General features: G+C 72.1%; 30 protein-coding genes. 9 read left to right on the top strand and 21 right to left on the bottom strand.

What is annotated here, in order from left to right:
- Positions 1 to 44: 44 nt before the first annotated feature.
- Positions 45 to 1,862, bottom strand: a complete 1,818-nt coding sequence (locus tag Csp2054_RS02570) for a hypothetical protein (RefSeq protein WP_255252585.1) — start codon at positions 1,860 to 1,862, stop codon at positions 45 to 47.
- 88 nt (positions 1,863 to 1,950) lie between these two features.
- Entirely contained in the window at positions 1,951 to 3,261 is a 1,311-nt protein-coding gene (locus Csp2054_RS17955) for a hypothetical protein (RefSeq protein WP_176491521.1), read from the bottom strand.
- A gap of 104 nt (positions 3,262 to 3,365) precedes the next feature.
- Here Csp2054_RS17955 and Csp2054_RS02555 point away from each other — a divergent pair, with 104 nt between their 5' ends.
- The gene (locus tag Csp2054_RS02555) at positions 3,366 to 3,824 is read left to right on the top strand and encodes a GNAT family N-acetyltransferase (protein WP_317951512.1); all 459 of its coding nucleotides are present in this window, start codon (positions 3,366 to 3,368) and stop codon (positions 3,822 to 3,824) included.
- A 59-nt stretch (positions 3,825 to 3,883) separates the two neighbouring features.
- Here the strand turns inward: Csp2054_RS02555 and Csp2054_RS02550 are convergent, their stop codons facing one another.
- Complete coding sequence (locus tag Csp2054_RS02550) at positions 3,884 to 4,411, bottom strand: Lrp/AsnC family transcriptional regulator (protein WP_096898004.1); 528 nt, start codon at positions 4,409 to 4,411, stop codon at positions 3,884 to 3,886.
- Positions 4,412 to 4,526: 115 nt separating this feature from the next.
- Here Csp2054_RS02550 and Csp2054_RS02545 point away from each other — a divergent pair, with 115 nt between their 5' ends.
- Entirely contained in the window at positions 4,527 to 4,964 is a 438-nt protein-coding gene (locus Csp2054_RS02545; protein WP_096897745.1) for a phage holin family protein, read from the top strand.
- A gap of 31 nt (positions 4,965 to 4,995) precedes the next feature.
- On the opposite strand, the gene Csp2054_RS02540 is transcribed toward Csp2054_RS02545, so the two are convergent.
- Both Csp2054_RS02540 and Csp2054_RS02535 read right to left on the bottom strand, forming a co-directional pair.
- Complete coding sequence (locus Csp2054_RS02540) at positions 4,996 to 5,511, bottom strand: hypothetical protein (protein WP_096897744.1); 516 nt, start codon at positions 5,509 to 5,511, stop codon at positions 4,996 to 4,998.
- Between the two features lie 16 nt (positions 5,512 to 5,527).
- Positions 5,528 to 5,914 carry a DUF5997 family protein gene (locus Csp2054_RS02535; RefSeq protein WP_096897743.1) on the bottom strand — a complete coding sequence of 129 codons (387 nt, stop codon included), beginning with the start codon at positions 5,912 to 5,914 and terminating at the stop codon, positions 5,528 to 5,530.
- A 33-nt stretch (positions 5,915 to 5,947) separates the two neighbouring features.
- On the opposite strand from Csp2054_RS02535, the gene Csp2054_RS02530 reads away from it, so the two are divergent.
- Positions 5,948 to 6,748 carry a LysR family transcriptional regulator substrate-binding protein gene (locus Csp2054_RS02530; RefSeq protein WP_176491519.1) on the top strand — a complete coding sequence of 267 codons (801 nt, stop codon included), beginning with the start codon at positions 5,948 to 5,950 and terminating at the stop codon, positions 6,746 to 6,748.
- Between the two features lie 14 nt (positions 6,749 to 6,762).
- On the opposite strand, the gene Csp2054_RS02525 is transcribed toward Csp2054_RS02530, so the two are convergent.
- From Csp2054_RS02525 to Csp2054_RS02515, 3 genes are read right to left on the bottom strand one after another with little or no spacing between them, the layout of a single operon-like run.
- Positions 6,763 to 7,581: a DJ-1/PfpI family protein gene (locus tag Csp2054_RS02525; protein ID WP_096897741.1), complete on the bottom strand. Its 819-nt coding sequence runs from the start codon at positions 7,579 to 7,581 to the stop codon at positions 6,763 to 6,765.
- A 37-nt stretch (positions 7,582 to 7,618) separates the two neighbouring features.
- A complete protein-coding gene (locus tag Csp2054_RS02520) occupies positions 7,619 to 8,233 on the bottom strand; it encodes a DNA-3-methyladenine glycosylase I (RefSeq protein ID WP_096897740.1) in 615 nt (204 codons plus the stop codon).
- Positions 8,234 to 8,280: 47 nt separating this feature from the next.
- Positions 8,281 to 8,697 (bottom strand): VOC family protein, encoded by a 417-nt coding sequence (locus Csp2054_RS02515; RefSeq protein ID WP_096897739.1) that lies wholly within the window; start codon positions 8,695 to 8,697, stop codon positions 8,281 to 8,283.
- A gap of 96 nt (positions 8,698 to 8,793) precedes the next feature.
- On the opposite strand from Csp2054_RS02515, the gene Csp2054_RS02510 reads away from it, so the two are divergent.
- The gene (locus Csp2054_RS02510; RefSeq protein WP_096897738.1) at positions 8,794 to 9,324 is read left to right on the top strand and encodes a DUF3800 domain-containing protein; all 531 of its coding nucleotides are present in this window, start codon (positions 8,794 to 8,796) and stop codon (positions 9,322 to 9,324) included.
- Between the two features lie 247 nt (positions 9,325 to 9,571).
- On the opposite strand, the gene Csp2054_RS02505 is transcribed toward Csp2054_RS02510, so the two are convergent.
- The gene (locus Csp2054_RS02505; protein WP_096897737.1) at positions 9,572 to 9,898 is read right to left on the bottom strand and encodes a hypothetical protein; all 327 of its coding nucleotides are present in this window, start codon (positions 9,896 to 9,898) and stop codon (positions 9,572 to 9,574) included.
- 21 nt (positions 9,899 to 9,919) lie between these two features.
- The gene (locus tag Csp2054_RS02500; RefSeq protein WP_096897736.1) at positions 9,920 to 11,590 is read right to left on the bottom strand and encodes a sodium:solute symporter family protein; all 1,671 of its coding nucleotides are present in this window, start codon (positions 11,588 to 11,590) and stop codon (positions 9,920 to 9,922) included.
- 189 nt (positions 11,591 to 11,779) lie between these two features.
- Here Csp2054_RS02500 and aroQ point away from each other — a divergent pair, with 189 nt between their 5' ends.
- Positions 11,780 to 12,235, top strand: a complete 456-nt coding sequence (aroQ, locus tag Csp2054_RS02495; protein WP_096897735.1) for a type II 3-dehydroquinate dehydratase — start codon at positions 11,780 to 11,782, stop codon at positions 12,233 to 12,235.
- 277 nt (positions 12,236 to 12,512) lie between these two features.
- Here the strand turns inward: aroQ and Csp2054_RS02490 are convergent, their stop codons facing one another.
- The 3 genes from Csp2054_RS02490 to Csp2054_RS02480 form a co-directional block, all read right to left on the bottom strand.
- Positions 12,513 to 12,707 carry a hypothetical protein gene (locus tag Csp2054_RS02490; RefSeq protein ID WP_096897734.1) on the bottom strand — a complete coding sequence of 65 codons (195 nt, stop codon included), beginning with the start codon at positions 12,705 to 12,707 and terminating at the stop codon, positions 12,513 to 12,515.
- Positions 12,708 to 12,717: 10 nt separating this feature from the next.
- Entirely contained in the window at positions 12,718 to 13,272 is a 555-nt protein-coding gene (locus Csp2054_RS02485; RefSeq protein ID WP_096897733.1) for a hypothetical protein, read from the bottom strand.
- Between the two features lie 179 nt (positions 13,273 to 13,451).
- Positions 13,452 to 14,048, bottom strand: a complete 597-nt coding sequence (locus tag Csp2054_RS02480) for an NAD(P)H-dependent oxidoreductase (RefSeq protein WP_096897732.1) — start codon at positions 14,046 to 14,048, stop codon at positions 13,452 to 13,454.
- Positions 14,049 to 14,141: 93 nt separating this feature from the next.
- Between Csp2054_RS02480 and Csp2054_RS02475 the strand changes: the two genes are divergently transcribed.
- Complete coding sequence (locus Csp2054_RS02475) at positions 14,142 to 14,597, top strand: MSMEG_6728 family protein (protein ID WP_096897731.1); 456 nt, start codon at positions 14,142 to 14,144, stop codon at positions 14,595 to 14,597.
- Between the two features lie 150 nt (positions 14,598 to 14,747).
- Here the strand turns inward: Csp2054_RS02475 and Csp2054_RS02470 are convergent, their stop codons facing one another.
- The 8 genes from Csp2054_RS02470 to Csp2054_RS02435 all read right to left on the bottom strand — a co-directional run bounded on the left by Csp2054_RS02470 (position 14,748) and on the right by Csp2054_RS02435 (position 22,045).
- A complete protein-coding gene (locus Csp2054_RS02470; RefSeq protein ID WP_096897730.1) occupies positions 14,748 to 15,116 on the bottom strand; it encodes a hypothetical protein in 369 nt (122 codons plus the stop codon).
- Between the two features lie 123 nt (positions 15,117 to 15,239).
- A complete protein-coding gene (locus tag Csp2054_RS02465) occupies positions 15,240 to 15,650 on the bottom strand; it encodes a hypothetical protein (protein ID WP_141399092.1) in 411 nt (136 codons plus the stop codon).
- A gap of 426 nt (positions 15,651 to 16,076) precedes the next feature.
- A complete protein-coding gene (locus Csp2054_RS02460) occupies positions 16,077 to 16,358 on the bottom strand; it encodes a hypothetical protein (RefSeq protein ID WP_141399091.1) in 282 nt (93 codons plus the stop codon).
- A 91-nt stretch (positions 16,359 to 16,449) separates the two neighbouring features.
- Positions 16,450 to 17,589 carry a cysteine desulfurase family protein gene (locus tag Csp2054_RS02455; RefSeq protein ID WP_096897727.1) on the bottom strand — a complete coding sequence of 380 codons (1,140 nt, stop codon included), beginning with the start codon at positions 17,587 to 17,589 and terminating at the stop codon, positions 16,450 to 16,452.
- Between the two features lies 1 nt (position 17,590).
- Positions 17,591 to 18,466 carry a carboxylating nicotinate-nucleotide diphosphorylase gene (gene nadC, locus Csp2054_RS02450; RefSeq protein ID WP_096897726.1) on the bottom strand — a complete coding sequence of 292 codons (876 nt, stop codon included), beginning with the start codon at positions 18,464 to 18,466 and terminating at the stop codon, positions 17,591 to 17,593.
- On the bottom strand, positions 18,463 to 20,073 hold the full coding sequence (nadB, locus tag Csp2054_RS02445) for an L-aspartate oxidase (RefSeq protein WP_096897725.1): 1,611 nt from the start codon (positions 20,071 to 20,073) through the stop codon (positions 18,463 to 18,465). Before nadB ends, nadC begins: the two co-directional genes overlap by 4 nt.
- A 2-nt stretch (positions 20,074 to 20,075) precedes the next feature.
- A complete protein-coding gene (nadA, locus tag Csp2054_RS02440) occupies positions 20,076 to 21,347 on the bottom strand; it encodes a quinolinate synthase NadA (RefSeq protein WP_096897724.1) in 1,272 nt (423 codons plus the stop codon).
- Positions 21,348 to 21,355: 8 nt separating this feature from the next.
- Positions 21,356 to 22,045: an NUDIX hydrolase gene (locus Csp2054_RS02435; RefSeq protein WP_096897723.1), complete on the bottom strand. Its 690-nt coding sequence runs from the start codon at positions 22,043 to 22,045 to the stop codon at positions 21,356 to 21,358.
- Between the two features lie 104 nt (positions 22,046 to 22,149).
- Between Csp2054_RS02435 and Csp2054_RS02430 the strand changes: the two genes are divergently transcribed.
- The 3 genes from Csp2054_RS02430 to Csp2054_RS02420 all read left to right on the top strand — a co-directional run bounded on the left by Csp2054_RS02430 (position 22,150) and on the right by Csp2054_RS02420 (position 25,526).
- Entirely contained in the window at positions 22,150 to 22,431 is a 282-nt protein-coding gene (locus tag Csp2054_RS02430) for an acylphosphatase (protein ID WP_255252584.1), read from the top strand.
- A 150-nt stretch (positions 22,432 to 22,581) separates the two neighbouring features.
- Entirely contained in the window at positions 22,582 to 24,057 is a 1,476-nt protein-coding gene (locus tag Csp2054_RS02425; RefSeq protein WP_096897722.1) for an MDR family MFS transporter, read from the top strand.
- A gap of 221 nt (positions 24,058 to 24,278) precedes the next feature.
- Positions 24,279 to 25,526 (top strand): D-arabinono-1,4-lactone oxidase, encoded by a 1,248-nt coding sequence (locus tag Csp2054_RS02420; protein ID WP_141399090.1) that lies wholly within the window; start codon positions 24,279 to 24,281, stop codon positions 25,524 to 25,526.
- Positions 25,527 to 25,586: the final 60 nt, after the last annotated feature.

Here is a 25,586-nt window from a genome sequence, read left to right as displayed (position 1 = left end):
CGGTCGCCGGACCACCCGTGCGGTGGTCCGGCGGCCGCCGTGCGTCAGTGCCGACGACGGAGCGTCAGGACACCGGCACCCGCGAGGAGCAGCAGGAGCGCTGCGGTCGCGGGGACGGCGGGCGAGTCTGCGCCCGTGTAGGCGAGACCGGTCGCGGTGCTCCCCGAGGCGGCGGCCGCCTCGGTCGCCGCTGCGGACACGACCGCGTCCGCGGCGGTGGCCGGACGGGAGGCACGGTCCACGTCGCCGACGGCCGTCGCGTTCGCCGGGACGGTCACCACGACGGGCTCGGTGCCGGCGCCGTCACCGGCACCGGTTCCGGTGGGGTCGTCGCCGGTCGGCGTGGTCCCGGGGTCCGTCCCGGTGCCCGGGTCGGTCCCGGTGCCGGGGTCGGTCCCGGTGCCCGGGTCGGTCCCGGTACCCGGGTCGGTCCCCGTGGTCGGGCCGCTGCCCGTCTCGCTGGTGCCGTCACCGAGGACGCCGATGCCGTTCCCGCCGATCGTGATCGGGAGGCCGATCACCGGGACGACCTGGGTGCCCGACAGGAGTCCGCCGTCTCCCGAGGTCGTGCCGCCGGAGGTCGCACCACCGGACGTCGCACCACCCGTCGCCGCACCACCCGTCGCCGAGGTCGACGTGCCGTCACCGAGCAGGCCGATGCCGTTGCCACCGACCGTCACCGGGACCGACACCACGGGCGACACCTGGGTTCCCGAGGCCGTGCCGTCCGCGCCCGAGGTCGTGCCGCCGGAGGTCGCACCACCGGACGTCGCACCACCCGTCGCCGCACCACCCGTCGCCGAGCTCGAGGTCCCGTCACCGAGCAGCCCGATGCCGTTGCCACCGACCGTCACCGGGATCGACACCACGGGCGACACCTGCGTCCCGGAGAGGATCCCGTCCGAACCGCTGGTCGTGCCGGTGGTGGCACCCGCCGCCGACGAACCACCCGTTGCGGGCGAGGTCGACGTGCCGTCTCCGAGCAGGCCGATGCCGTTGCCACCGACCGTCACCGGGACCGACACCACGGGCGACACCTGCGTGCCCGAGGCCGTGCCGTCCACACCTGAGGTCGTGCCGCCCGAGGTCGCACCACCAGACGTCGCACCACCCGCCGCGGACGAGCTCGAGGTCCCGTCACCGAGCAGCCCGATGCCGTTGCCGGACACCGTCACCGGGACCGACACCACGGGTGCGACCTGCGTGCCCGAGGCCACGCCGTCCTGACCCGACGTCGAGGCCGACACGTCGTCCGACGACGGGGTCGAGGGCGCCGGGGAGGCCGGAGCCGGAGCAGCCGTGGTCGGTGCCGTGCTCGTGGCGTCCCCCACGACCGCGACGGCGTTGCCCGTCGCCGACACCGGAGCGGTCACGGAGCCGCCCACCTGGGTGCCCGAGCCGACGCCGTCCGTGCCGGAGGTCGACGGTGCGGACGCGGCCGGCGACGACGCGGGTGCCGCGGAGGTCGGAGCCGGAGCACTCGCCGCGGCGTCCCCGCCGACGGCGACGGCGTTGCCGGACACGTGCACGGGCGCGGTGACCTCGGGCACGACCTGGGTGCCGGAGGCGACACCGTCCGAACCGGACGTGGTCGGGGCCGGAGCTGCAGGGGTCGCTGCCGGAGCGTCGGTCGTGCCGTTCGACGCAGCAGCACCGGTCACGCCGGACACGGCGTCACCGAGCACGCCGAGCGCGTTGCCGGTCACGGAGACCGGAGCGTCGACGGCGGGGGCCACCTGGGTCCCCGAGACGGCGCCGTCCGCTCCCGAGGTGGTCGCGGCGTTCGCCGCCGCGGCACCACCGAGCGTCAGGCCGCCGACGAAGAGGGCGAACCAGAGCCCCCTCGAGACGTACTTGTTCATGGTCGTTCACTTCCTGATCGAGATCGTCGACCGACCGCGGACGCGGTCGGGCCTGAGCGTGCCTGCCGGTGGACAGGCGCTGGCGATCTCAGTCAGGGGCGACGTCGCGCTCGCCGACCGGGGACGCCGGGAGTGCGTCGTCGACGAGCGTGCCGCGAGACCCCGCGGCGAGGGTGAACTGCGTGCTGGCCGCGTCGGTCGTCGCGGTCGCGGCCGGACCGGCCGAGCCGGCGAGGCTGTTGCCGGCGAGTCCCGCTGCTCCGACCGGGTCCGCGGGCGACCGGCCGTCGCCCGGGAAGGGACCGTGCCCGGCGGGCACCAGGAGTGCGGGGCCGCCGAGCACCGCCGACGCGGCGGTCGTCGACCGGGCAGGAGCCGGGTCCGACGCATCCGGGGTCGCGGCGACCCGAACCGCCGCGACCGCGGACGCGGTCTCGTCCGCGTCGGCGGGAGCCTGCGCGGAGGTCTGGACGTCCCGTTCTGCGATCCCGCTGTCCGTGCCGCGGGACGGGGCGACGGGGTGGCCCTGGCCGTCCGTCGGGGCCGGGACGCTCCCGGGGACGGGTGCCGTGCCTCCCGGCAGGACCGGCGCGGAGCCGTCGACCACGCCGGGGACCGATCCGACCACCGGGGCGACGCCGCCGAGGCTGTCGTCGACCACCGTGCAGACGGGTCCGAGAACCGAGCCGAGCAGATCGTCGCCGACGACGGGGCCGACCACCGGGACGCTGCCGACGATGTGGTCGAGCGAGCCGGCCAGCGTGGAGACGGGGCGGGAAGCGGCGAGGTCCTCGACGGAGGCCGTGACGGGCCGCAGGGCCGAGGCGACCACGCCGCGCACGCTCCGCAGGTCGCCGCGGAGGGAGGGCTGCTGGGTCGGGGTGGCGCCGACAGGAACCGTGGTGGTCGCAGGCGTCGCCTCGTGGGGCGTGGCTGCCGCGACCGGAGTCGGTGTGACCGTCGCGCCACCGGACGCCGCGGGTGCAGGTGCAGGCGTAACAGCTGCCGGAGCGGGTGCTGCCGGGGCGGGTGCGGGCACAGCGTGGGGCGGTGCCGCCGTGGTGGGCGCAGGAGCCGGCGCGGCGGGAGCAGCCGGGGCCGGACGCGCGGGCTCGACGGCCTGTCGAGCGGGTTCGACGGCCTGTCGAGCGGGTTCGACGGCACGGCGCTCGGGGGCGACGGCCTCGTGGACCACGTCGCCCACACCGTCGACCGTCTCGCCGAGTCCGTGCACGACGCCGCCGACGAGGCCTCCGGAGGTCGGTGCTGCACCGGTGGACGCCGACGCGGGCCGAGCGCCCAGGACGAGGGTGAGCAGCACGAGCGCAGCGCCGATCCCGAGCCCCAGCAGGGCGTACCGGAGGAGCGCGTGCCAGGGTGCACGCAACGCCTGGTCCATGCGCTCACCTCCTGATCTCGGCTGCGCACGTAGAATGGTTGGTCGGTACGGTACGCCCGTCCGCCCCGATCCGCACCAGCTTTCTCGACAGGAACGCAGGTTTTGTGACAGCAGCGCAGAGTGAGCCGCAGATGCTCCCGATCCACCGGGCTCCGACCCGCAATCTCGACCCGGTCACGCTGCACGAGATCCTCCGGCTCCGGCAGGACGTCTTCGTCGTGGAGCAGGGAGCGGCGTACGCGGACATCGACGGTCGTGACCTCGAGCCGGGCACCGTGCAGTTCTGGGCCGGCCACGGCTCCGTCGACGCCGTGGTCCGGCTGCTCCGCGAACCGGACGGCAGCGAACGGATCGGCCGGGTCGCGACCGCCGCTCGCGCACGCGGGCAGGGACTCGCCGGGCGCCTCATCGAGGCCGCCCTCGCCGAGACGCAGGCGCCGCGCGTCGTGCTCGGCGCGCAGGCCCACCTGGCGGAGTGGTACGGCCGGTTCGGGTTCGAACGGGACGGCGACGACTACCTCGAGGACCGCATCCCGCACGTGCCGATGGTGCTGAACCGCTGATCTGGTGGCGCTGAGCCGCTGACGCTGAGCCGACGCCGTCGCCGCCGCCGAGCGAGTTGCTAGGCCCGCCAGCGCCGCAGCTCGTCGAAGGACCGTGCCTGGTGCGCCCGGTCGGCCACCAGCCGCTCGAACACGATGTTCGTCTGCGTGGTCGCGACCGAGGGGTCGCCGCTCAACTCGTCGGCGACGAAGTCCCGGAGCTGCTCGGTGGAGGTGCAGGCGATGTGCACGAGGAAGTCCTTGTCGCCGGCCAGGAAGGACACGTCCTGCACGACGGGCACCCGGAGCAACCGCTTCGCGAACTCGCGGAGCTCGTGGCGCGCGGCAGCGTGTACGCGGACGGACACCATCGCCTCGATCGAGAACCCGAGCCGCGCGACGTCGACGTCCGCTCGGTAGCCGCGGATGACCCCGGCGTCCTCGAGCGCACGGACGCGGGTGAGGCAGGTCGACGGGGCGATCCCGACCGTCGCCGCGAGGCGGTTGTTCGGCATCCGGGCGTCCTGCGCGAGGGTCCACAGGATCCGTTCGTCGACCTCGTCGAACCGCGGGGTGGGGTCGGGACGGCGCGCTGCACGGTCGGACATGCCCCGACCGTACCGTGCGGCGCGACGGGCGGAGCCGACCGTCGAGCGACGGCGCGTACGGTGGCGGACACCGCTCGCGGCGCCCCGCCCGCGTCCGCCGTCCGACAGGAGCCCCGTGAACGCCACCGACCACGACGACGACCGGGTCTCCGGCGGGAGGTCCGTGCGCGACGGCCTCGCGGCGGGGCTCCTGCAGAAGGCCGTCGAGCCGCTGCTCCGCGCCGTTCGCGAGGAGGTCGCCGCCGCGAAGCGCGAGATCGGGGACCGTGCGCGTGGCGCGCGGACGGGTCTGGTGCTCACCGGTGCGGCGGTGGCGTTCGCCCTGGCCACCCTGCTGCTGCTCGCCGGGTTGATCGTCGCGCTCCTCGCTCTCGCGCTGCCGGTCTGGGCGGCGACGGGGATCACCTTCGTGGTGTTCGCGCTCGTCACGGGTGTGCTCGCGGCGGTCGGCATCCGGGGGATCCGACGAGGTGTCCCGCCGGTGCCGAAGGACACGCTGCGCGCGGCGAAGGACCGCGTGGCGCGCTCCTCGGAGGAGCCTGGACAGGGCTGATCGTCCGCGCGGGCGGGCGCACGGTCGGTCACTACATCGCGAGCGTCATCCCGACGACCGCGACCGTCATCGCGAACACCTCACCGCTCCGGACGCTCCGCCGGTCCTCCCGCGCCCACTCGTGGCGGAGCAGCCACCCGCTGAACGCGCAGTACCCGATCACCCCGGCGCCGAGCACCGCGGTCAGGGCGATGCCGTGCCCGGCGTGCTCGTCGACGACCCCGCTCGCGTGTCCCATCAGGAGCATCCCGGCCATCACCACGGAGGACAGTGCCCGGTGCACGTCCATCGGCTCGGCGCGACGTCCGTCCGGTCGCCGTCGGCGCATCACCGGCATCGGTGCGAGGAGCAGCAGCACCGTCGCGGCGAGCAGCGTCCAGACCGAACCGGCGTGCAGCACCGGGAGCAGCATCGCGACGAGCATCACGGCTGCAGGCACGACGACGGCGACGCGCGGCCGGTAGCGGTCGCCGACGATGCAGCACACCGAGGCGAACTGCGGCACGACCAGCATCGCGTCGGCGACGGTCTCGTGGACGGCGGTCACGGGCGGTGGCGCTGGGTCAGCCCTCGGAGCGGGCGGCCTTGGCGGCGCGCTCCTGCTTGACGCGGGCGTTCTCGGCGTGCACCGCGGCCTGGGTCGCGCGCTCGCGCACCAGCCACTCGGGCTTCTCCTGCAGGAGCGCCTTGATCTCGGCGGTCGTCAGCGGCTCGTCGATGCCCGCGCGGCTGAGCCCCGAGATCGACACGCCGAGCTTCTGCGCCACGACCGGTCGGGGGTGCGGTCCGTCACGACGGAGGTCTTCGAGCCAGGTCGGCGGCTCCGTCCGGAGTTCGTCGAACGCGGTCCTGCTGATCGGCGCACCACGGAAGGACTCCGGGGCGGCCGACAGCAGGATGCCGAGCTTCTTCGCGGCCGTCTCGGGCTTCATGGTCTGTTCCTGCGCCATGCACACCAGGGTACGGCCCCTATGCTCGGTTGCATGACCGAGGCCCTCACCATCGCCTTCGTGCCCGGGGTGTCCCCGGCGAAGTGGGCCCGTGTCTGGCGCGAGCGGTTCCCCGAGATCGAACTCCGGCTGCGCCCGATCGGTGCGGACGAGGTGGACGACGCCCTCGCCGGCGAGGCCGACATGGTCTTCGCGCGGGAACCCGTCTCAGATCTGCACAACGCGATCCCGCTCTGGACCGAGACCGCGGTGGTCGCGATGCCGAAGGACTCGCCGCTGGCCGACGCGACCGAGGTCGACCTCGCCACGACGGACGTCCACGTCGTCGACGCCGGCCCGGTGCCCGCGGACCTCGCGGGAACGCTCGACCTGGTCGAGGCGAACGTCGGCGTCGCGGTCCTGCCGCAGTCACTGTTCCGCGCGGCCAGCCGCAAGGAACTCGTCGCCCGGGCGCTCGTGGGCTCGCCGGGCACGCGGATCCTCCTCGCCTGGCGGTCCGAGGACGCCTCCGAGACCACCGAGGAGTTCATCGGCGTGGTGCGCGGGCGGACCGCCAACAGCTCCCGGGGCGGCCAGGACCAGACGGGAGGCCCGGATCGCGCCGACGACGACGGCTCGCGCTCGTCGCGCGGCGGCTCCGACGGCAGTTCCGGCCGCGGCTCCGGCGGCGGTTCCGGCGGCGGCAAGGCGACCGCGGCGAACAGCCGCACCACCGCCAAGCGCGGTGCAACGAAGGGCACCAGCGGGAAGTCCGGCGGGGGCAAGGCCGGACGCGGCAAGGTACAGCGCGGGATGAAGGGCAAGCCGAAGCGCGGCTCGAAGGGCAACCGGTAGCGGTCGTCCCTACTTCAGCGGATGACCGCTGCCGCCGCCCGCGCGACCCGCTCCCCGCGTGCCGCCTCGGCCGCAGCACGCGCCTCGGTGACGAGTCGGGCGTCGGCCCGCACCGCCGAGCCGGCGTCGAACGGCGGCTGCGGGTCGTACTCGATCTGCAGTTGGATGCGCTCGGCGGCGGGCTGACCGGCGAGCTCGCCCGCCAACCACAGCGCCATGTCGATGCCGGCGCTGACCCCGGCCGCGGTCACGACGGCACCGTCGACGACGATCCGCTGCTCGACGGGGTCGGCACCGAACGCGGCGAGCATCGGCTTCGACGCCCAGTGGGTCGTCGCGCGCTTGCCGGCGAGGAGCCCTGCCGCACCGAGCACGAACGCGCCGGTGCACACCGACGTCACCCATGTGGCGTGCTCGGCCGCGCCGCGGACGAACCCGACGACGTCGGGGTCGAGCATCGCGTCGAACGCTCCGTCGCCACCCGGGACGACGAGCACGTCGGCAGCCTGTGCCGTCGCGAACGTCGCGGTCGGGACGAGTGCCAGACCACAGTCGCTCGCCACCGGGTCGAGGTCCGCCGCGACGTACTCCACGGACGCGCCGGGCACCCGCGCCAGCACCTGCGCCGGTCCGGTGAGGTCGAGCTGCGTGAGGTCGGGGAAGAGCAGGAACGCGATCCGGACCTGCGACGGGTCGTGCTCCGGGAGTGACTCCCCCGGCAGCTCGGGCGCCGGGACGGCGGTGTCGAGCGGCACCGCGACGTGCTCGGCGCCGATCGGGTGCACCGGGACCGCCGGGACGTGGTTCGGTGCGGTCCCCGGTTCCGTGGTCATGGCACGAACCTAGCCCCGACGACGAGTCGCGGGCCGCTCAGCTCCAGACACCCGACGTCCCGCGACGGTGACTGCCGACGAGGTGCGTGTCGACGATGCCCAGTGCCTCCATCAGCGCGTACATCGTGGTCGGGCCGACGAACGCGAACCCACGCTTCCGGAGCGCCTTCGACAGCGCCACCGACTCGTCGGACTTGGTGGGGACGTCGGCGAACGTCAGCGGCTCGGGCGTCCGCTCCGGCCGGAACGACCAGACGAGGTCCGCCAGTCCCCCGTCGTCCCGCAGGGCGATCGTCGCGTTCGCGTTGGTGATGGTCGCGAGGATCTTCGCTCGGTTCCGGACGATCCCCGCGTCGGCCATGAGCCGCGCGACGTCGTCCTCACCGAACGCCGCGACCGTGTCCGGGTCGAAGTCGGCGAAGGCCGCGCGGAACGCCGGGCGCTTCGCGAGGATCGTCCGCCACGACAGCCCGGATTGGAACGCCTCGAGTGAGAGCCGCTCGAACACGCCCCGCTCGTCGCGCACGGGCATGCCCCACTCGGTGTCGTAGTAGTCGCGCAGCAGCTCATCGGTCGATGCCCACACCGGGCGGGCGAGGCCGTCCTCGCCCACGACGAGGGACGGCCGGGTCTCGGGCGGTTCGGTGCTCACACCCCCATCCTGCCGAGCGCCGCCGACACCGCGATGCCCGCACGCCGCTACTCGACGGGCGGGCCGTCCTGCATCGCGGCCGGGTCCATCCACACGAGCTCCCACCGGTGCCCGTCGGGGTCGGTGAAGCTGCGCTGGTACATGAAGCCGAGGTCCATCTCTGGCTGGTCCTCGTGACCGCCCGCCATCACCGCGGCGTCCACCACACGGTGCACGTCGTCCTTCGAGTCGGCGCTGAGGGAGTTGATCACCTCGATCGTGTCCGGGCCCGCGATCGTCTTGTCGGTGAACTCGGCGAACTTCGCGTGCGTGAGGAGCATGACGTACACGGTGTCGCTCACCACGACGCACGCGGCGGTCTCGTCCGTGAAGTCGGGGTTGATCGTGTACCCGAGGGCTTCGTAGAAGGACGTCGCGCGGTCGAGGTCGACGACCGGCAGGTTGATGAACACCATCGTGGGCATGGGGGCTCCTTCGCTCGAGGTGCAACCTCTCGCACATGTCGCCCCAGCACAAGCACATCAACTCGAGGCGACACTGGTACACAATATGCTGGCAGGATGCGGACTGCGTACGTCGACGAATCCGAGCCGGGCGGAGGCCTCGACCACACCGTGTACGTGCTCGCAGCCGTCGTGATCACCTCGGAAGAGAGCGAATCGGCCCGGGCGGCCATCCGCGACGCCACGCCACGACGCATGCGGAAGCTCCACTGGTACGAGGCCCTCCGCGCGCAGCGCATCTCGTGGCTCGACCTCCTCCGGCGAGCGGTCGAGGTCGTCGTCGTCCGGTACGACGGTGCGGCCGCCAGGGTCGAGCGCCGTCGGCGCCATTGCCTCGAACGACTCGTGTGGGAACTCGAACGGCACGCGGTCGACCGCCTCGTGCTCGAATCGCGCGGGAGGGCCGGCGATGACGGCGATCGTTCCATGCTCGACGCGCTGCGGCGGCGCGGTGTCGGGAGAAGGATCCGGCATGAGCACATCCGAGGGGAGGACGAGCCGCTGACAGCCCTCGCCGATCTGGCGTGCGGCGCACACATGGCGGGCTACGACCGAGCGGTCGACGCCACGGTCATCCTGGTGAACTGAGACCGGTCCGGACAGCGCAAAACCCCGGGCCCGCGCTGGCTGCAGGCGTATCCGGGGCTCACTTCCGACCGAGCAGCACGCGGTCGACATATCAATACTAGGCCGCGATCACTGAACGTGTCAACGTGAGCAATCGGTTCCGCGAGCGGCGAGGCGGAGGCGAGCCGCGCCTCCAGGCCGACGCAGACCATCAACGACCGACGGCCGCCCGCAGGAGCGGGCGGCCGTCGGACGGGACGAGGTGAGGTCAGGCGAGGTCGCGACCCTCGCCCGCGGCCTTCTGGTGCTCCTCCGCCTCAGCCTGGCCGACGATGTCGGCTGCCGGCACGGGGTTGAGGCGGTCCCAGAGGAAGAACAGCAGCCCGCCGACGAGCAGCGAGAGCCCGACCCACAGGTTGATGTGGATGCCGCCGGTCTTCTCCGGGTCGGTGTTCCAGTTGACGATGCCGACGATCGTCGTGATCACGCCGTAGAGCACGAACAAGCCACCGAGGATGCGGCGCAGGTCGAGTCGGCGGGTGGAACGGACGAGGGCCTGCTGCTCCTCGGTCATCGTGGTGGTGTCGTCACGCATGAGCGATCTCCTTCGCGCGGATCAGAGGAACGGGAGGTAGAGGACGACGCAGAGGACCAGCGCCACGGTTCCGAGCAGCGCCGGCGAGCGGTACCACGCGGTGTCGGTCGCGACGGCCCCGGCGGTCATGTCGATCTTGCCGACGCCGTAGACCAGTCCCCCGAGCTCGGAGACGTCCTTCGGCTTGGTGACGAGCGACACGACGACCGCGACGACGAGGACGGTGACGAACGAGATGATCGCGCCGTACAGCGTCTCGGCGGTGCCGGTGGCGAAGAGCTTCGGGTTCACGAGGTACGCGATCCAGGTGATCGTCGGCGTCACGATGCCGAGGATGTACCCCCACAGCGCACCCTGCGTGGTCATCCGCTTCCACAGGAGCCCGAGGATGAAGACGCCGAACAGCGGTGCGTTGAAGAACGAGAACAGCGTCTGCATGTAGGTCATGATGTTGCCGGCCTGCGCAGCGAGGAACGCGGTGCCGATCCCGACGAGGACACCGGCGACGGTGACCCAGCGTCCGGTCTGCAGGTAGTGCAGGTCGGGCATGTTCGGCTTGATGTAGCGCTGCCAGATGTCGTACGTGAACACCGTGTTGAACGACGACACGTTCGCCGCCATACCAGCCATGAACGAAGCCAGGAGGCCCGTGACCGCGATGCCGAGCACGCCGGTCGGCAGGTACATCTGGATGAGCTTCGGGATGGCGTCGTTGTAGGTCAGCGCGCCCGAGGCGAACTGGTTCCCGACGACGGCCGCGGCGATGAGGCCGGGGATGACGACGATGAACGGGATGAAGAGCTTCGGGATCGCGGCGATGAGCGGGGTGCGGCGCGCCGCCGACATGTTCTTCGCGGAGAAGGCGCGCTGGACCTCGGTGAAGTTCGTCGTCCAGTACCCGAACGACAGCACGAAGCCGAGGCCGAGCACGATCGCGAGCCAGTTCGCACCGATCGGGTTGGTGACGTCGCCGATGCCGGTGCCCGCCCATGCCTGGAGGTGCTGCACGCCCTGCGTCTTCTTGATCGCCTCCGTCAGGCCGCCCCAGCCGCCGACCCGGTGGAGGCCGACGATCGTCAGCGGCACGAGACCGGCGATGATCACGAAGAACTGCATGACCTCGTTGTAGATCGCGCTGGAGAGGCCGCCGAGCGTGATGTACGCGAGGACGAACGCGGCCGAGACGATGATCGCGAGCCACTCCGGCCAGCCGAGCATCGCCTCGATGACGATCGCCATGGCGTAGAGGTTGATACCGGCGATGAGCACGTTCGACACGGCGAACGCGATCGAGTTCACCAGGTGCGGGGCCTTGCCGAAGCGGCGGAGCATGAACTCCGGGACGCTCCGGACCTTCGAGCCGTAGTAGAACGGCATCATCACGAGGCCGAGGAACACCATCGCCGGCACCGCACCGATGAGGTAGTAGTGCAGGGTCGCCATGCCGATCTGGGCACCGTTCGCGGCCATGCCGAGGATCTCGGTCGCGCCGAGGTTCGCCGAGACGAACGCCAGGCCCGTGATCCACGCCGGCATCGACCGGCCGGACAGGAAGAAGTCCATGCTCGTCCGGACCTGCCGGCGGGCGGTGAACCCGATGCCGATGACCACCGCGAAGTACACGATGATCATCAGGTAGTCGACCCAGCCCAGATCGAGCCGGATCCCGTTGTTCGCTGCAGCGAGAACCATTCACACTCCACGTCGACGTGTTCGATGGGCCCGCGTCTGCGCTGGCCCATCGGGGGACACTACCCGGACTGGTACCGCTCTGTAACCTTTGCGCGAACGGCTGCGGTGGCCTATTGTGACCGTTCACATAGCCGCTGCATGTGACGGCTCCGTCGATGCCCGAGCACCGCTCGCCGCTAGGCTTCCGGCATGACCGAGTCCTCGCGCATCCTGGTGTTGAACGGCCCGAACCTCGACATCCTCGGGCGACGCGACCCGGCGCAGTACGGCACGGTGACGCTCACCGAGATCGAGGCCATCGTCCACACCGAGGCGGCCGTGCACGGACTCGAGGCCGACTTCCGCCAGACGAACCGCGAGGGTGAGCTGGTCGAGTGGCTGCACGAGGCGCTCGACGACTTCGCGGGCGTGGTCGTCAACCCCGCTGCGTACGCACACACCTCGGTGGCGCTGCACGATGCGGTCGAGGCGCTCGCGGTCCCCGTCGTCGAGGTGCACCTGTCGAACACGTGGAAGCGTGAGCCGTTCCGGCACGTCGACCACGTCGCGACGGCGGCGACGGCGGTCATCGCGGGTGCGGGGGCGGACGGGTACCGGTTGGCGGTGGCCCACCTCGCAGCGTTGGTGACGGACGCCGAGGACTGACGGCGTGCACCTCGTCTGCTGACGGGCGGCGGGCTGCCGACGGGCGGACCAGCGCGCTGGTCGGCCAGCTTCTGGACGGGAGGCGCGGTGCACTGCCGCCACGGATCCCTGTCCACCGCGTGGTCGCGCCGCGAGGAGCCCCCCCCCCCCCCGATCCCGGCGTGTGGTGGGGTCACCCTGGCGGGCACGACGCTCAGGCGGTGGTGATGATCACCGCGGAGACGCGGAGCGCCCGTGCCGTCGACAGCACGGGCGCTCCGCGGATTCGTGGGTGATGCTACCGGCGGTTCCGGCGATGCCGGATGGTCGTACCGACGTAGCATCCGCCAGTTCCGGCCGCGACGGCAACCGCGAACGACCCGGCGATCTGATGAGGTGTCCCGTTGGTCGCCGCCGCGACGGCAGCTCCAGCGATCAGGAGGCCGACGGCGACGACGATGGCGAACGCCGGGCTGCGGAGGATGCTGGTCATGCTCTGCTCCTCAGGCGCAGCGGGGCTTCTTGTTCGACACGGGGTAGACGCGCAACGACTTGGTGCCGCACTGCACGCCGCCACTGGTCGAGACGGCCACAGTAGCGATGGTGATGGCGACCGTTGCAACGGCGCACACGGCTGGGCCGAGAACACATATCCCAGCAGTCATCCCGGCAGCGGCCCCGCTGATGATCAAGTTCTGATCGAAGGAATTGAACCCGACGTAGACGCCACCGTAGCTGTCCGAGCCAGCCGCAAGACGCTGTGTCGGGCTGGCCTTGCTGAGTTGCAGGGTGAACCCGTTGCCAGCGTCGATGCTGACCGTGCTCGTGCCGTCCGGCTGCACTTCCTCGCCGGTGACCGCGCCTGCCTCCCGTGCGTCGGTGATTGCTTGATCGACGAGTTCAGGCGTGATGTACGGGCGACTTCCGGAGACATCCACCATGACCGGAGCGGTCTGCAACGACTCGGCGGCTTCGGCGCCCGGAGCCGTGATCAAGCTCCCTGCCGCGAGTGTGCTGCTGAGTGCGATCGCGGCTGATGCCGTACGGAACTTTGACATTGCTGTACCCCTTGCAGAAGCTGCCAGAGCGGCGTTGCTCCGGACGAGCAACACACAAGACGTGGCAATTTGGTACGTCAAATCTTGCACATCACGCGGGAATGCACGCTTAGATCGTCGAGGCGACGTTGGAAGGAACGACCCCCTCCGAGCGGAACGCCTCGGCGCCGGCGGGGGGGTCAGAACTCGGCGGGGCGTCGGACCTCGGCGGCGTCGGCGGTGACGAAGCCGCCGCGGATGATCGGGAGCGCCCGCCGCACGGCCTGGTCGATGCGGAGCTCGAGATCGACGCTCGCGATGTCGTACCCGCCCTCGCGCTTGGCGAAGTCGCGCTCGTTGCCGAACACGCCGAGGGGCAGCGTCGTCGACTGGAAGAACCCGAACAACGGACGCATCTGGTGCTCGACGAGGAGCGCGTGCCGGTCACTGCCGCCCGTCGCCGTGAGCAGCACGGGGGTGTCGACGAGGTCGTACTGGCCGACCCAGTCGAAGAACAGCTTGAACGCCCCGGAGTAGGCGGCGCGGAAGGCCGGGCTGCCGACGACGAGCACGTCCGCCGACTCGACGGCCTCGAGCGCGCGAGCGGTCGCGGGGGCCATCGCCTCGCGGGAGGTGGCGGCACCGAGGTCGGCGAGCAGCGGACCGATCTCGACCGTCTCGGTCCTGGCGTCCCCGAGCTCCTGCCCCATCCGCTCGACGGTCGCCGCGACGAGGGTCGAGGTCCGCGAGGGGTCGGAGGGGCTGCCGCTGACGCCGACGACTCGTACTTCGCTCATGTCCTGATGCTCACACGGGCGGGGCACCGGTGGTCCGCGTGTGACGGCGTGTGTCGGGCGGGCTGCCAGAGCGGGGCGGGTACCGTTCGGCCGATGCAGACCTTCCTGCCGTTCGCCGACTTCCAGGCCTCCGCCGAGGTGCTCGACGACCGCCGGCTCGGCAAGCAGCGCGTCGAGACGCTCCAGGTGATGCGCGCCCTGACCCTGCCCGGGTACGGCTGGCAGGCGCACCCGGTGACGGCGATGTGGCGCGGGTTCCGGCCGGCGCTCATGGCGTACCAGGACGCGACGTGCGCGGTGTGGGTCGAGCGCGGCCACCCGGACACCTGTCGGGACAAGACCCTGGCGGACCTCGCGCTCGTGCAGGAGGACCTCGAAGCGTACGCACGCGGCGAGTACCCGCTGCCGGCGTGGAACGACGACGAGGCGCTGCACCGCTCGCACCGGTCAAAGCTCGTGCAGAAGGCGCCGGAGTTCTACCGTCCGCTCTTCCCGGACGTGCCGGACGACCTCGAGTACGTCTGGCCCGGCACCGCCGCGCAGCGCTGAACGACTCCGGACCGCTGGACGACACCGCGCAGCGCTGACCTGCGCTGAGGACTGGATGGTTCGGACCCGACCCAGATCCCGTCGCGACGCCCGTGAAGAGACAGCGCGGTGGCGAGCGATCTGCCGGTTCGTGCCGCAGGCGCCCGCCGCCTACGTCCCGGTGAGGGACTTGAGGAGGTCGTAGCCGACCGCGGTCAGGAGGAGGAGACCGCCGAGGCCGACGACCGGAGACAGCACGCCGCTCAGCCGGGTGTGACTGCGGATGCCGATGGCGCCACAGGTGATGACGGCTGCGAACCCTCCGAAGCGGGTGAGCCCCATGCTGCTGTACCAGCCCGCGTCACCACGGCAACCCGCGTTGCGGACGCTGCAGGTGGCGTACGAGGTCAGACTCTCGTCGAGGATGAACCCGACGCACCCGATGGCGGACAGCAGCCCGATGGTGATCACGACCCAGACGAGGGCAAGGTTCCAGCTGGCGGCGCGCCTGCTGAGGGGCGCGCATCGGATGCGGTCCATCAACGGTCATCCTTCCGTCTGGTTCGTGTGTCGATGCAACCAGATCGACCAGCAGGCGTGAACCGACACCTCAGCTGCTGGCGGTGCCGTGCTGGCGCGTCGTCAGTACTCGAGCGCGGGCCACTACTGCAATCGTGAGAACCGCGGACGCGGAGGGATCGGCTCGTCATCATCCATGACGCGGAGCTCGGTGATCACGGTGACCTGACCCGCGTCGTAGAAGCGGTGTGCGATCCCGTCACCCTCGTCGATGACGAGGGTCGTTCGTTGCGCCGGGTCGAGCTCGTGCTCGAACGTGAACAGCAGCCAGTGTTCCTTGATCCGCTGGACGAGGATCGGCGAGTAGCTCGCCGGCGACCCCCACACGTTGAGGAGCTCCGGCGTGAGGAGTCGGACAGGAGTGGCCGCTGTGCCGCTCCGCGCGAAACTCACCTCGGACGGGCCGTCGACAGAATGGTGGACACCCTCCGCGAAGCGGTCCCGATGCGGGTCCCCCTGCCGGTCGAACGTCCAACTCCGGTCGTGCTCGTCCACGACCACTTGGAACTGCCACGGGCGTTCGCGGCCATCCCGTCGAGCACTCACGCCTCGCGCGAGCCGGCGTCCTGGGAGTCTGAGGGCAGCGACCTGGCTTCGGAGCGTGGGGACGTCAGCTTCGGTGAGGACAGTGTCGAAACGCACAACATCAGTGTGGCCGCTCCGCTCCGCTCCGCTCAGCGCGGACCGGATCGGGTCTGCTCGCACGGACTGTGCGACACCGGCCCGCCGTGGGCGTCAGGGGGAGGTGGCGTCGTCAGGGGGTCGACGCCTCGCCCACGGCGGGTCGCGGTGTGCGGCGGGGCACGACGGCAGGGGGTTGTCGTGCCCCGCGCCGGACGCAGATCAGGGGCAGCGTCCGGCCGGGGTGCACCGCCGTCCCCCAGGGGACGGGTCCGGCGGTGCGGGTCGGGTGGGTGGTGCTCAGAGAGGGTGTTCGGTGTCCTCTCGGTACCGATCGGCCTCGCTCGGGGCGGGCAGGGTCCGTCGGGCGTCGCGGGGAGTGGCCTGCGGGCGGAGCCTCGGGAGCAGTGCGCTCCCGAGGGTCGCCAGCGTGCCGACGACGGCGATGACGCCGAGGGGTACGGCGCCGAGGTCGTGCTGGGCGGCCACGACGAGCGCGAGCACGGTGGCCGGGGCGGGGAGCAGCTGGACCGCCCGGAAGCGGTCCTCCCGAAGGGCCCTGGTGGTGATCGCGTTTGCCATGACCACACTCTGACGCAGATCGTCGGTCCGCAAAAGGGGGGACACGACCCCACTCATGGAGTAGAACGTCTAGTACACCCCGACCCGTGACTCACGCGAGCGCGCGGACCGCCTCGACCGCTTCCGCGACGGCACGCACGACGACCGGGACGTCAGCCTCGGCGAGGGTCTCGTCGAAGGTCAGCCGCACGGCCGACCGCGCGGTGTCCTCGTCGAGGCCGATCGCCGTGAGGACGTGCGACGCCTCCGTGCTGCCGGCCGCACAGGCGCTCCCCGACGAGGACACCACGTCCCGCCGCTCGAGTTCGAGCAGGACGGTCTCGCCGAGCACGCCGGGGAAGCAGAACGACGCGTGCCCCGGGAGCCGCGCCGACCGCGACCCCGTGACGATCGCCCCCGGGACCGCCGCGGTGACGCCGTCGAGCACGGCATCGCGGACGACGGACGCCCGCTCCTCCGCGGACGCCCGCTGCCCCGCGTGCAGGGCCAGCGCCGTCGCCACCGCGACCGCGCCGGCGACGTCCTCCGTGCCCGATCGTCGACCGCGCTCCTGCCCGCCGCCGTGCAGCAGCGGCTCGAGCGGGACGCCACTGCGCACCACCAGCACCCCCGTGCCCTTGGGTGCGCCGAGCTTGTGACCCGACAGTGACAGTGCGTCCACGCCAAGCACGTCGAGCCCGATCGGCAGCCACGGCGCCGACTGCACGGCGTCCGTGTGGAACCGTGCGCCCGAGCGGTGCGCGACCGCGGCGAGCGCCGGGACGTCCTGCACCGTGCCGATCTCGTTCGAGGCGTGCGCGATCGACACCAGGGTCGTGTCCGGCCGCATCGCCGCGGCGAGCGCGTCGGGCTGCACACGGCCGTCCGCGTCCACCGGGAGCACGGTCAGGTCGAAGCCGTGGAAGCGTTCGAGGTACCGGCAGCTCTCGAGCACCGCCTCGTGTTCCGTGGGTGCCGTGACGACGTGCCGACCCCGGGGCGCGGCGAGCGCGATCCCCTTGATCGCCGTGTTCGCCCCCTCGGTGCCGCCCGTGGTGAAGACCACCTCGGCCGGACGGCAGCCGAGCACCCGTGCGACCGCGGACCGGGCCTCGGCGAGACCACGCGCGGCCGCGTTACCGATCCCGTGCGTCGACGAGGGGTTGCCGAAGGTGCCGGTCAGGTACGGCCACATGGCCTCGAGCACCTCGCGGCGCACGGGCGTCGTGGCCGCACGGTCGAGGTAGAACACGTCAGGCCGTCACCGCGACGTCGAGGCCGAGGTCCAGCGCGCGTGCCGAGTGGGTGAGCGCTCCGACCGAGATGACGTCGACGCCGGTCGCGGCGATCGCGGCGACGGTGTCGAGCGACACGCCGCCGGAGGCCTCGACCAGCGCCCGCCCGGCCACGACCGCGATGCCCGCGACGAGCTCGTCGGGCGAGAAGTTGTCGAGCATGATCGTGTCGACGCCGGCGGCGACCACCGGTTCGATCTGGTCGATCCGGTCCACCTCGACCTCGAGGTGCACGGTGTGCCCGAGCCGTTCGCGGGCGGAACGGATCGCGTCGCCGATGCCCACACCGCTCGCGAGCAGCACGGCCAGGTGGTTGTCCTTCGCCATCACGGCGTCGGAGAGCGAGGTGCGGTGGTTCCGCCCGCCGCCGCACCGGACCGCGTACCGCTCGAGTGTACGGAGTCCCGGCGTGGTCTTCCGGGTGTCGGCGATCCGTGCGCGTGTCCCGGCGGTGGCCTCGACGTACCGGGCGGTCAGGGTGGCGATGCCGCTCAGTCGCTGGACGAGGTTGAGTGCCACCCGCTCGGCCCGGAGCACGGACCGCGCCGGACCGCTCACGGTGACGAGGGTGTCCCCCGCCGCGAACCGCTCACCGTCGGCAGCGTGCACCTCGGCGGTGATCGCGGGGTCGACGGCGTGCATGACGGCGACGAACACTCCGCCGCCGCTGAGCACCCCGGGTTCGCGGGCGGCGAGGGTCGCGGTGGCGACGGCGTCCGCGGGGAGCAGGGTCTCGCTCGTGACGTCGCCCCAGGGGGCGTCCTCCTCGAGCGCGGTCGCGATCACCCGGTCGAGTGCGTGCTGCGGGATCGTGCCGGGGTCGACGGTCGTCATGCGGGTACCTCCTGGGGGACGGTGGCGTGCTGGGCGACCCAGCCGGTCGAGACGGCGGCCCGCGGGTCGGTGTCGGGGTGGTCGGTCCGGGCGTGGGCGCCGCGCGACTCGGTCCGGGCCTCGGCGGCGAGGGCGGTCAGGCGGGCGAGGGCGAGCAGGGCACGGTCCTCGTGCTCGCGCACGCCGGTCGGGTCCGGGACGCCGAGTCGGTCGAGGTCCCGTCGGGCGCTCGCGAGCCCGGCCGCGTCGCGCAGCAGCCCGACGCGGTCCGTCATGACGGACTGGACCACGCTGCGGACGTCGACGACGTCGGTGCGGTGCTCCGTGCCTCCAGTCCGGTCCGGTCGGTAGGCACGACCTGCGTCCGCCACGTCGGTCACCGGTAGGTCGGCGTCGCCACGCAGGCGGAGCCTGCCGGGGCGCGGACCGTCGAGCGCGTCCGCTGCGCGGACGGCGAAGACGAGGCCCTCGAGGAGCGAGTTCGACGCGAGCCGGTTGGCACCGTGGACGCCGGTGCAGGCGACCTCCCCGACGGCGAGGAGTCCGGGCAGGCTGGTGCGCCCCTCGGCGTCGGTGGCGACCCCGCCCATCGAGTAGTGGGCGGCGGGCGCGACCGGGACCCCCTCGCGGGTCCAGTCGAACCCGGCGGCTCGGGTCGCCCGGGTGAGACCGGGGAACCGTCGGACCAGGTGGTCGGGGCCGAGGCCGGTGGCGTCGAGCAGCACCGGTTCGCCGCCCTGGTCGCGCACCGCGGCGGCGATGCCCCGAGCGACGACGTCCCGCGGGGCGAGCTCGGCGTCCGGGTGCACGGCCGTCATGAACCGACGGCCGCGCGCGTCGCGGAGCACGGCACCCTCGCCGCGGACGGCCTCGGACACGAGCCCGCCGCCGGGGACCGCGAGTCGGGTCGGGTGGAACTGGACGAACTCGAGGTCGGCGAGCACGGCACCGGCGCGCCACGCGGCGGCCTGCCCGTCCCCCGTCGCGACGAGCGGGTTGGTGGTCTCGCGGTAGAGGTGGCCGGCGCCGCCGGACGCGAGCACGACGGCGTCGGCGTCGATGCGACGCGGCTCGCCGAGCAGGTCGAGCACGTCGACGCCGACGACCGCGCCGTGGCGCACCACGAGGTCGACCAGGCAGGTGCGTTCGAGGATGGTGACGTGCCGACGGTGCAGGGCGTCGACGAGGGTCCGCTCGATCGCCGCTCCCGTCTGGTCGCCGTCGGCGTGCACGACGCGCCAGCGACCGTGCGCGGCCTCGCGACCGCGGGCGAGGTCGTCGCCGTGGCGGTCGAGGCTGCCGGGGTCCGTGGTCCGGTCGAACGCCACGCCGAGGGCGAGCAGGTCGCGGACGCGGGCCGGTCCGTCGGTGCAGAGCACCTCGACCGCTCTCGCGTCCGCGCTGCCGGCCGCGGCGACGTGGGTGTCCGCCTGGTGGAGCGCGGCGGAGTCGTCCGCCCCGAGCGCCACCGCGACCCCACCCTGGGCGTACGCGGTCGCGCCGTCCGTCAGCGCGCCCTTGGTCACGAGGGTGACGTCGTGACGGCTGCTCGCGCGGATCGCGGTGGTGAGCCCGGCGATGCCCGAGCCGACGATGACGACGTGCACGGTCAGTCCCGCGGTCGGGCGGCGAGCATGCGCTCGAGCGCGACCTTGGCGTCAGCTTGCACGTCCGCCGGCACGACGATCTCGTTGAGCACCTCGCCACGGACGAGCGCCTCGAGCACCCACGCCAGGTAGCCCGGGTGGATGCGGTACATGGTGGAGCAGGGGCACACGACGGGGTCGAGGCAGAAGATCGTGTGCTGCGGGTACTCGGCGGCGAGCCGGTTCACCATGTTGATCTCGGTGCCGATCGCGAACGTGGTCGGCTCGGTGGCCGCGGCCACCGTCTTGCGGATCAGGTCGGTGCTGCCGGCGGCGTCCGCCGCGTCGACGACGGCCATCGGGCACTCCGGGTGGACGATGACCTGCACACCGGGGTGGTCGCGACGGGCCTGCTCGATCTGGTCGACGGTGAAGCGGCGGTGGACGGAGCAGAAGCCGTGCCACAGCACGACCCGGGCGTCCTGCAGGGTGCGGACGTCGTTGCCGCCGAGGGCCTTGCGCGGGTTCCACATCGGCATGAGGTCGGTGCTGATCCCCATCGCCTTCGCGGTGTTCCGTCCGAGGTGCTGGTCGGGGAAGAACAGCACGCGCTGTCCCCGCTCGAACGCCCACTCGAGCACGGTCGCGGCGTTCGAGCTGGTGCAGACGATGCCGCCGTTGCGGCCACAGAACGCCTTGAGGTCGGCGGCGGAGTTCATGTAGGTGACGGGGATGACCGGCACGCGGCCGTCCGCGTCCGGTTCGGTGCCGTAGACCTCGGTGAGCTCTGCCCAGGCTTGCTCGACGCTGTCGATGTCGGCCATGTCCGCCATCGAGCATCCGGCGGCGAGGTTCGGCAGGATGACCCGCTGGTCGTCCCGGGCGAGGATGTCGGCGGTCTCGGCCATGAAGTGCACGCCGCAGAACACGATCGCCTCGGCGTCGGGCTTGGTCAGCGCGGCGTTCGCGAGCTGGAAGGAGTCACCGAGGAAGTCCGCGTGCCGGACGACCTCGTCGCGCTGGTAGAAGTGGCCGAGGACCACGACCCGGTCGCCCAGGGTCGCCTTCGCCCGCTCGATGCGCTCGTGGAGCTCCTCGTCGCTCGCGGTCTTGTACTCCTCGGGGATGCCGCCCTGGCGTGGTGCTCCGGTCGGGATGACGTCGGACATCGACGAGCCGGGGCCGTAGCCGGGCCGGCTGTCGAAGTCCCACGTGGGCATCGCGAGGTCCGGCGTGCACGTGCTGCCGTCGGCCCTGCCGTTGGAGATGAGCTCGATGGTGGTCGCGATGGACACGGTGGTTCCTATCGGTTCGGGGTGAGCGGGCCGTTGTCGGCGTACGCGAGGTCGGGGTTCGAGCGGTAGAGCCGCGCCGGACGGTGCCGGCCGCCGCTCGTGGTCTCGTCGGTGGGCAGGACCGCGTCGGTGCGCTCGACCTGCCGGCGGAAGTTCGCGGGGTCGAGTGCCCGCCCGAGCACGGCCTCGTAGACGCCGCGGAGCTCGGCGAGGGTGAAGCGGTCGCCGAGGAACGCCTGGGCGATCCGCGAGTAGGACATCTTGTTCCGGAGCCGCCAGAGGGCGTACTCGACGATGCGGTCGTGGTCGAAGGCGAGCGGTGGGTGCTCGTCGGCGAGGAACCAGCGGACGTTCCAGTCGTCGGGCACGACGTTCGCCTCGTCGGGGTGGACGAGTGCCCAGTACACGATCGACACGACCCGGCTCGGGGACCGGTCGACGTCGCCGAACGCGTAGAGCTGCTCGAGGTAGCGCGGCTGCACGTTGGTGGTCTCGCGGAGGCGGGCAGCGGCGGAGTCCTCGAGCCCCTCGTCGGCTCCGACCCAGCCTCCGGGCAGGGCCCACGACCCCTCGTACGGCTCCGCGACGCGACGCACGAGCGGCATCCAGAGCGCCGGGGCACCGGTGTCCGGGTGCGGGCGCAACGCGACGATCACGGTGGAGACCGCGACGCGGATGGGATCAGGAGTTTGTGTCATGGTGACTCGAAGTGTTCGGGTTGGGATGACTCTATCACCGGGTTTCACGAGTCGGTAACACCGCCGAAAACTCGTTCGCCGGGCGCGCCTCTACGGTGATGGACATGACGACGGTGACGAGGATGCACGCGGTGGTGTCGGGGACCGTGCAGGGGGTGGGCTTCCGTTACTGGACGGCACGCAAGGCCGACGGCCTCGAGCTGACCGGGTACGCGCGCAACCTGTTCGACGGGACGGTCGAGGTCGAGGCGGAGGGGCCGAGCGCAGCGGTCGACCGACTCATGGAACTGCTGCACGCCGGGCCGCCGTCAGCCACGGTGACGGACGTGACGCTGCGTCCGGTCGTGCCGCACGGGGACGTCGAGGGGTTCTCGATCCTCCATTGAACGCGGCGCACGGAGGCGATCACCAGGATCTCGTCCTCGGGGCCTGCCGGATGTCGGACGGGGACGGAATAATCGAATCCGTTCAGGCGGTTGCCCTGTCTGCGCTCCGGCGCCCTCGTCCCGTACGTCGCGATCCACCAGGAGCCCCGCATGACCCAGGCCGTCGACACCCCGCCCCGCACCGGGAGCGTGACGCAGCCCTCGCCCGGCGAGACCCGGCTCGTGATCGGGCTCCTGCTCGTCTCGGCCTTCGTGGTCATCCTCAACGAGACGATCATGGGTGTGGCGCTGCCCCGCCTGATGGACGACCTCGGCATCAGCGCGGCGACCGGTCAATGGCTCACGACCGGCTTCCTGCTCACCATGGCCGTCGTCATCCCGGTCACCGGGTTCCTGCTGCAGCGGTTCGACACCCGCCCGGTGTTCGTGTGGGCGATGAGCCTGTTCTCCGCCGGCACCCTCGTCGCGCTCCTCGCGCCGGGCTTCGCCGTGCTGCTCGTCGGACGCATCGTGCAGGCCAGCGGCACCGCGATCATGATGCCGCTCCTCATGACGACGGTGCTCACGCTCATCGAGCCGGCGCACCGCGGACGGGTCATGGGCAACATCTCGATCGTCATCTCGGTGGCACCGGCGATCGGACCGACGATCTCCGGCCTGATCCTCAACGCGTTCTCGTGGCGCTGGCTGTTCGGCTTCGTGCTGCCGATCGCCGTCGCGGCGCTCGTACTGGGTGCGGTCAAGGTCCGCAACGTGTCGACCCCGCGCTCGGCGCCGATCGACGTGCTCTCAGTGGTGCTGTCCGCCTTCGCCTTCGGCGGGCTGGTGTACGGGCTGTCGAGCATCGGCGAGGCCGGTTCGACCGGGCCGCTCGTGCCGGTCCTGTCCCTCGCCGTCGGGGTGGCCGCGCTCGCAGTGTTCGTGTTCCGGCAGACGCGGCTGCAGCGCACCGACTCGGCGCTGCTCGACCTCCGCACGTTCCGCACGCGCGGGTTCACCATCCCGATCGTCGCGATGGTGATCAGCTTCATGGCGATGTTCGGCACGCTCATCCTGCTGCCGATCTACCTCGAACGCGTCCTCGGGCTCGAGGTCCTGCAGGTCGGCCTGCTGCTGCTCCCCGGCGGCCTGATCATGGGCCTGCTCTCGCCGGTCGTGGGGCGCATCTACGACCGCCGCGGTCCGCGCGTGCTGCTCGTGCCGGGCGCGATCATCGTGAGCGCCGTCTTCTGGGGGCTGGCCACCGTCGGCACCGACACGAGCGTGTGGTTCGTCCTCGGCGCGCACGTCGTCCTGAGCGTCGGACTCGCCCTGACGTTCACGCCCCTCTTCACCGCGGCGCTCGGTGGGCTGCCGCCCCGGCTCTACTCGCACGGCAGTGCAGTCCTCGGCACCGCCCAGCAGCTCGCGGGCGCGGCCGGCACGGCGCTCTTCGTGACGCTCCTGACGATCGGCGCTGCCGGTGCGGCGAGCACGGGCGCGGACGACGTCGCGGCAGCCACCGCGGTGGGCGTCCGGACGGCGTTCCTCGTCGGCGCAGTGATCTCGCTGTTCGGCATCGTGACCGCCGCCCTCGTGCGTCGCCCATCGACCCCGGAGGGCGCACCCGCACCGGCGGTGCACTGACGCCGGCCGTCGCGCCGCCTGTCGCCGCGTCGCGCCCGTCGGGACGACGCCCGTCGAGTGCGAGCCCCACATCGCGCCCCTGGACGAACACCGCGCCCCGTTCGTCCGGGGCGCGATGTTCGTCCGGGGGCGCGGAACACGTGGGTGCGGGGGCGCGGAACACAGAAGACGGGGTCGCACCCGTCCCACCGGTGTCGGCCGCGCGTGGCATCGTGTGCACCATGCGGTCGACGACGAGCGAGTTGAACTGGTCCGGCACGGTCACCTACACGGCAGAACGCATCGTCCGGCCGGGCAGCATCGCCGAGGCAGCCGAGCTCGTCGCCCGCTCCCCGCGCGTGCACGGCCTCGGCACCCGGCACTCGTTCAACGACGTCGCCGACACCCCCGGCGTGCTGCTCGACCTCACCGGCATCCCGACGGACCTCGTCGTCGACGCGGAGGCACGCACCGCGACGATGGGCGCGGGCACTCGGTACGGTCTCGTCGCGCCGGACCTCGACCGCGCCGGCTTCGCCCTGCACAACACGGGGTCGCTCCCCCACATCTCGATCGGCGGCGCGGTCGCCACCGGCACGCACGGCTCGGGCACCGCCCTCGGCTCACTGAGCACCGCGGTCCGTGCCCTCGAGCTGATCGGTCCGGACGGCGAGCTCCGGTCCGTCCACCGCGACGACCCCGACTTCGCGGGCACGGTCCTCCACCTCGGACTGTTCGGCATCGTGACGCGCGTGACGCTCGACGTCGAGCCGACGTACGACATGCGTCAGGACACCTACGGCCCGTTCCCCTGGGACGTCTTCACCGCGAACGTCGCCGCGATCCACGCCGCGGGCTACTCGGTGTGCTCCTACACGGTGTTCGGCGACGAGGTCAGCGAGGTCCTCGTGAAGTCCCGGGTGCCCGACGGCGCGACCGACGTGGCCGTGCCCGACGACCTGGTCGGCGCATCCCGGCTGCCCGGCTCCCCGGGTGACGGCCACCACACCGCGCGCGACGGGTCGGTCGGACCGTGGTGGGACCGACTCCCCCACTTCCCGATCGAGTCCGTGCCGAGCGTCGGGTCGGAGGTGCAGAGCGAGCACTTCGTCCCGCTCCGGCACGCCGCCGCCGCGCTCGAGGCGGTCCGGACCCTGGCCGACCGCATCCAGCCGCACCTGCACGTCTGCGAGCTGCGGACGATGGCCGCCGATCCCTTCTGGCTGAGTCCGACCCAGGGCGAGGACGTCCTCTGCATCGCCTTCACGTGGAAGAAGCACCCGACGGAGGTCGCGGCGCTGCTGCCCGACCTCGAGGGCCTGCTCGCCCCCTTCGACGGGCGACCGCACTGGGGCAAGATGAGCTCCCTGGACGGTACGACGATCGCCGGGCTGTACCCGCGCCTCCCGGCCGTCCGCGACCTGGTCCGCGCAGCGGACCCGGATCGCGTGTTCGGCTCCGCCTTCGCCGAACGCGTCCTCGGCGTCTGACCACGGGCGACTGACCACAGGCGACCGACCACAGGCGACCGACCACGGGCGACCGACCAC

Origin of the sequence: Curtobacterium sp. 'Ferrero' (genome assembly GCF_002412165.1) — a bacterium.
In the GTDB taxonomy this organism is placed as follows: Bacteria; Actinomycetota; Actinomycetes; order Actinomycetales; family Microbacteriaceae; genus Curtobacterium.
This window is presented reverse-complemented; position numbering and strand designations above follow the sequence as displayed.

Coding starts and splice junctions, on each gene's coding strand:
- Csp2054_RS02570 (WP_255252585.1), bottom strand. CDS start 1,862: ATGAACAAGTACGTCTCGAGGGGGCTCTGGTTCGCCCTCTTCGTCGGC.
- Csp2054_RS17955 (WP_176491521.1), bottom strand. CDS start 3,261: ATGGACCAGGCGTTGCGTGCACCCTGGCACGCGCTCCTCCGGTACGCC.
- Csp2054_RS02550 (WP_096898004.1), bottom strand. CDS start 4,411: ATGTCCGACCGTGCAGCGCGCCGTCCCGACCCCACCCCGCGGTTCGAC.
- Csp2054_RS02535 (WP_096897743.1), bottom strand. CDS start 5,914: ATGGCGCAGGAACAGACCATGAAGCCCGAGACGGCCGCGAAGAAGCTC.
- Csp2054_RS02530 (WP_176491519.1), top strand. CDS start 5,948: ATGACCGAGGCCCTCACCATCGCCTTCGTGCCCGGGGTGTCCCCGGCG.
- Csp2054_RS02525 (WP_096897741.1), bottom strand. CDS start 7,581: ATGACCACGGAACCGGGGACCGCACCGAACCACGTCCCGGCGGTCCCG.
- Csp2054_RS02515 (WP_096897739.1), bottom strand. CDS start 8,697: ATGCCCACGATGGTGTTCATCAACCTGCCGGTCGTCGACCTCGACCGC.
- Csp2054_RS02510 (WP_096897738.1), top strand. CDS start 8,794: ATGCGGACTGCGTACGTCGACGAATCCGAGCCGGGCGGAGGCCTCGAC.
- Csp2054_RS02505 (WP_096897737.1), bottom strand. CDS start 9,898: ATGCGTGACGACACCACCACGATGACCGAGGAGCAGCAGGCCCTCGTC.
- Csp2054_RS02500 (WP_096897736.1), bottom strand. CDS start 11,590: ATGGTTCTCGCTGCAGCGAACAACGGGATCCGGCTCGATCTGGGCTGG.
- aroQ (WP_096897735.1), top strand. CDS start 11,780: ATGACCGAGTCCTCGCGCATCCTGGTGTTGAACGGCCCGAACCTCGAC.
- Csp2054_RS02490 (WP_096897734.1), bottom strand. CDS start 12,707: ATGACCAGCATCCTCCGCAGCCCGGCGTTCGCCATCGTCGTCGCCGTC.
- Csp2054_RS02485 (WP_096897733.1), bottom strand. CDS start 13,272: ATGTCAAAGTTCCGTACGGCATCAGCCGCGATCGCACTCAGCAGCACA.
- Csp2054_RS02480 (WP_096897732.1), bottom strand. CDS start 14,048: ATGAGCGAAGTACGAGTCGTCGGCGTCAGCGGCAGCCCCTCCGACCCC.
- Csp2054_RS02475 (WP_096897731.1), top strand. CDS start 14,142: ATGCAGACCTTCCTGCCGTTCGCCGACTTCCAGGCCTCCGCCGAGGTG.
- Csp2054_RS02470 (WP_096897730.1), bottom strand. CDS start 15,116: ATGGACCGCATCCGATGCGCGCCCCTCAGCAGGCGCGCCGCCAGCTGG.
- Csp2054_RS02460 (WP_141399091.1), bottom strand. CDS start 16,358: ATGGCAAACGCGATCACCACCAGGGCCCTTCGGGAGGACCGCTTCCGG.
- nadC (WP_096897726.1), bottom strand. CDS start 18,466: ATGACGACCGTCGACCCCGGCACGATCCCGCAGCACGCACTCGACCGG.
- Csp2054_RS02435 (WP_096897723.1), bottom strand. CDS start 22,045: ATGACACAAACTCCTGATCCCATCCGCGTCGCGGTCTCCACCGTGATC.
- Csp2054_RS02430 (WP_255252584.1), top strand. CDS start 22,150: ATGACGACGGTGACGAGGATGCACGCGGTGGTGTCGGGGACCGTGCAG.
- Csp2054_RS02425 (WP_096897722.1), top strand. CDS start 22,582: ATGACCCAGGCCGTCGACACCCCGCCCCGCACCGGGAGCGTGACGCAG.
- Csp2054_RS02420 (WP_141399090.1), top strand. CDS start 24,279: ATGCGGTCGACGACGAGCGAGTTGAACTGGTCCGGCACGGTCACCTAC.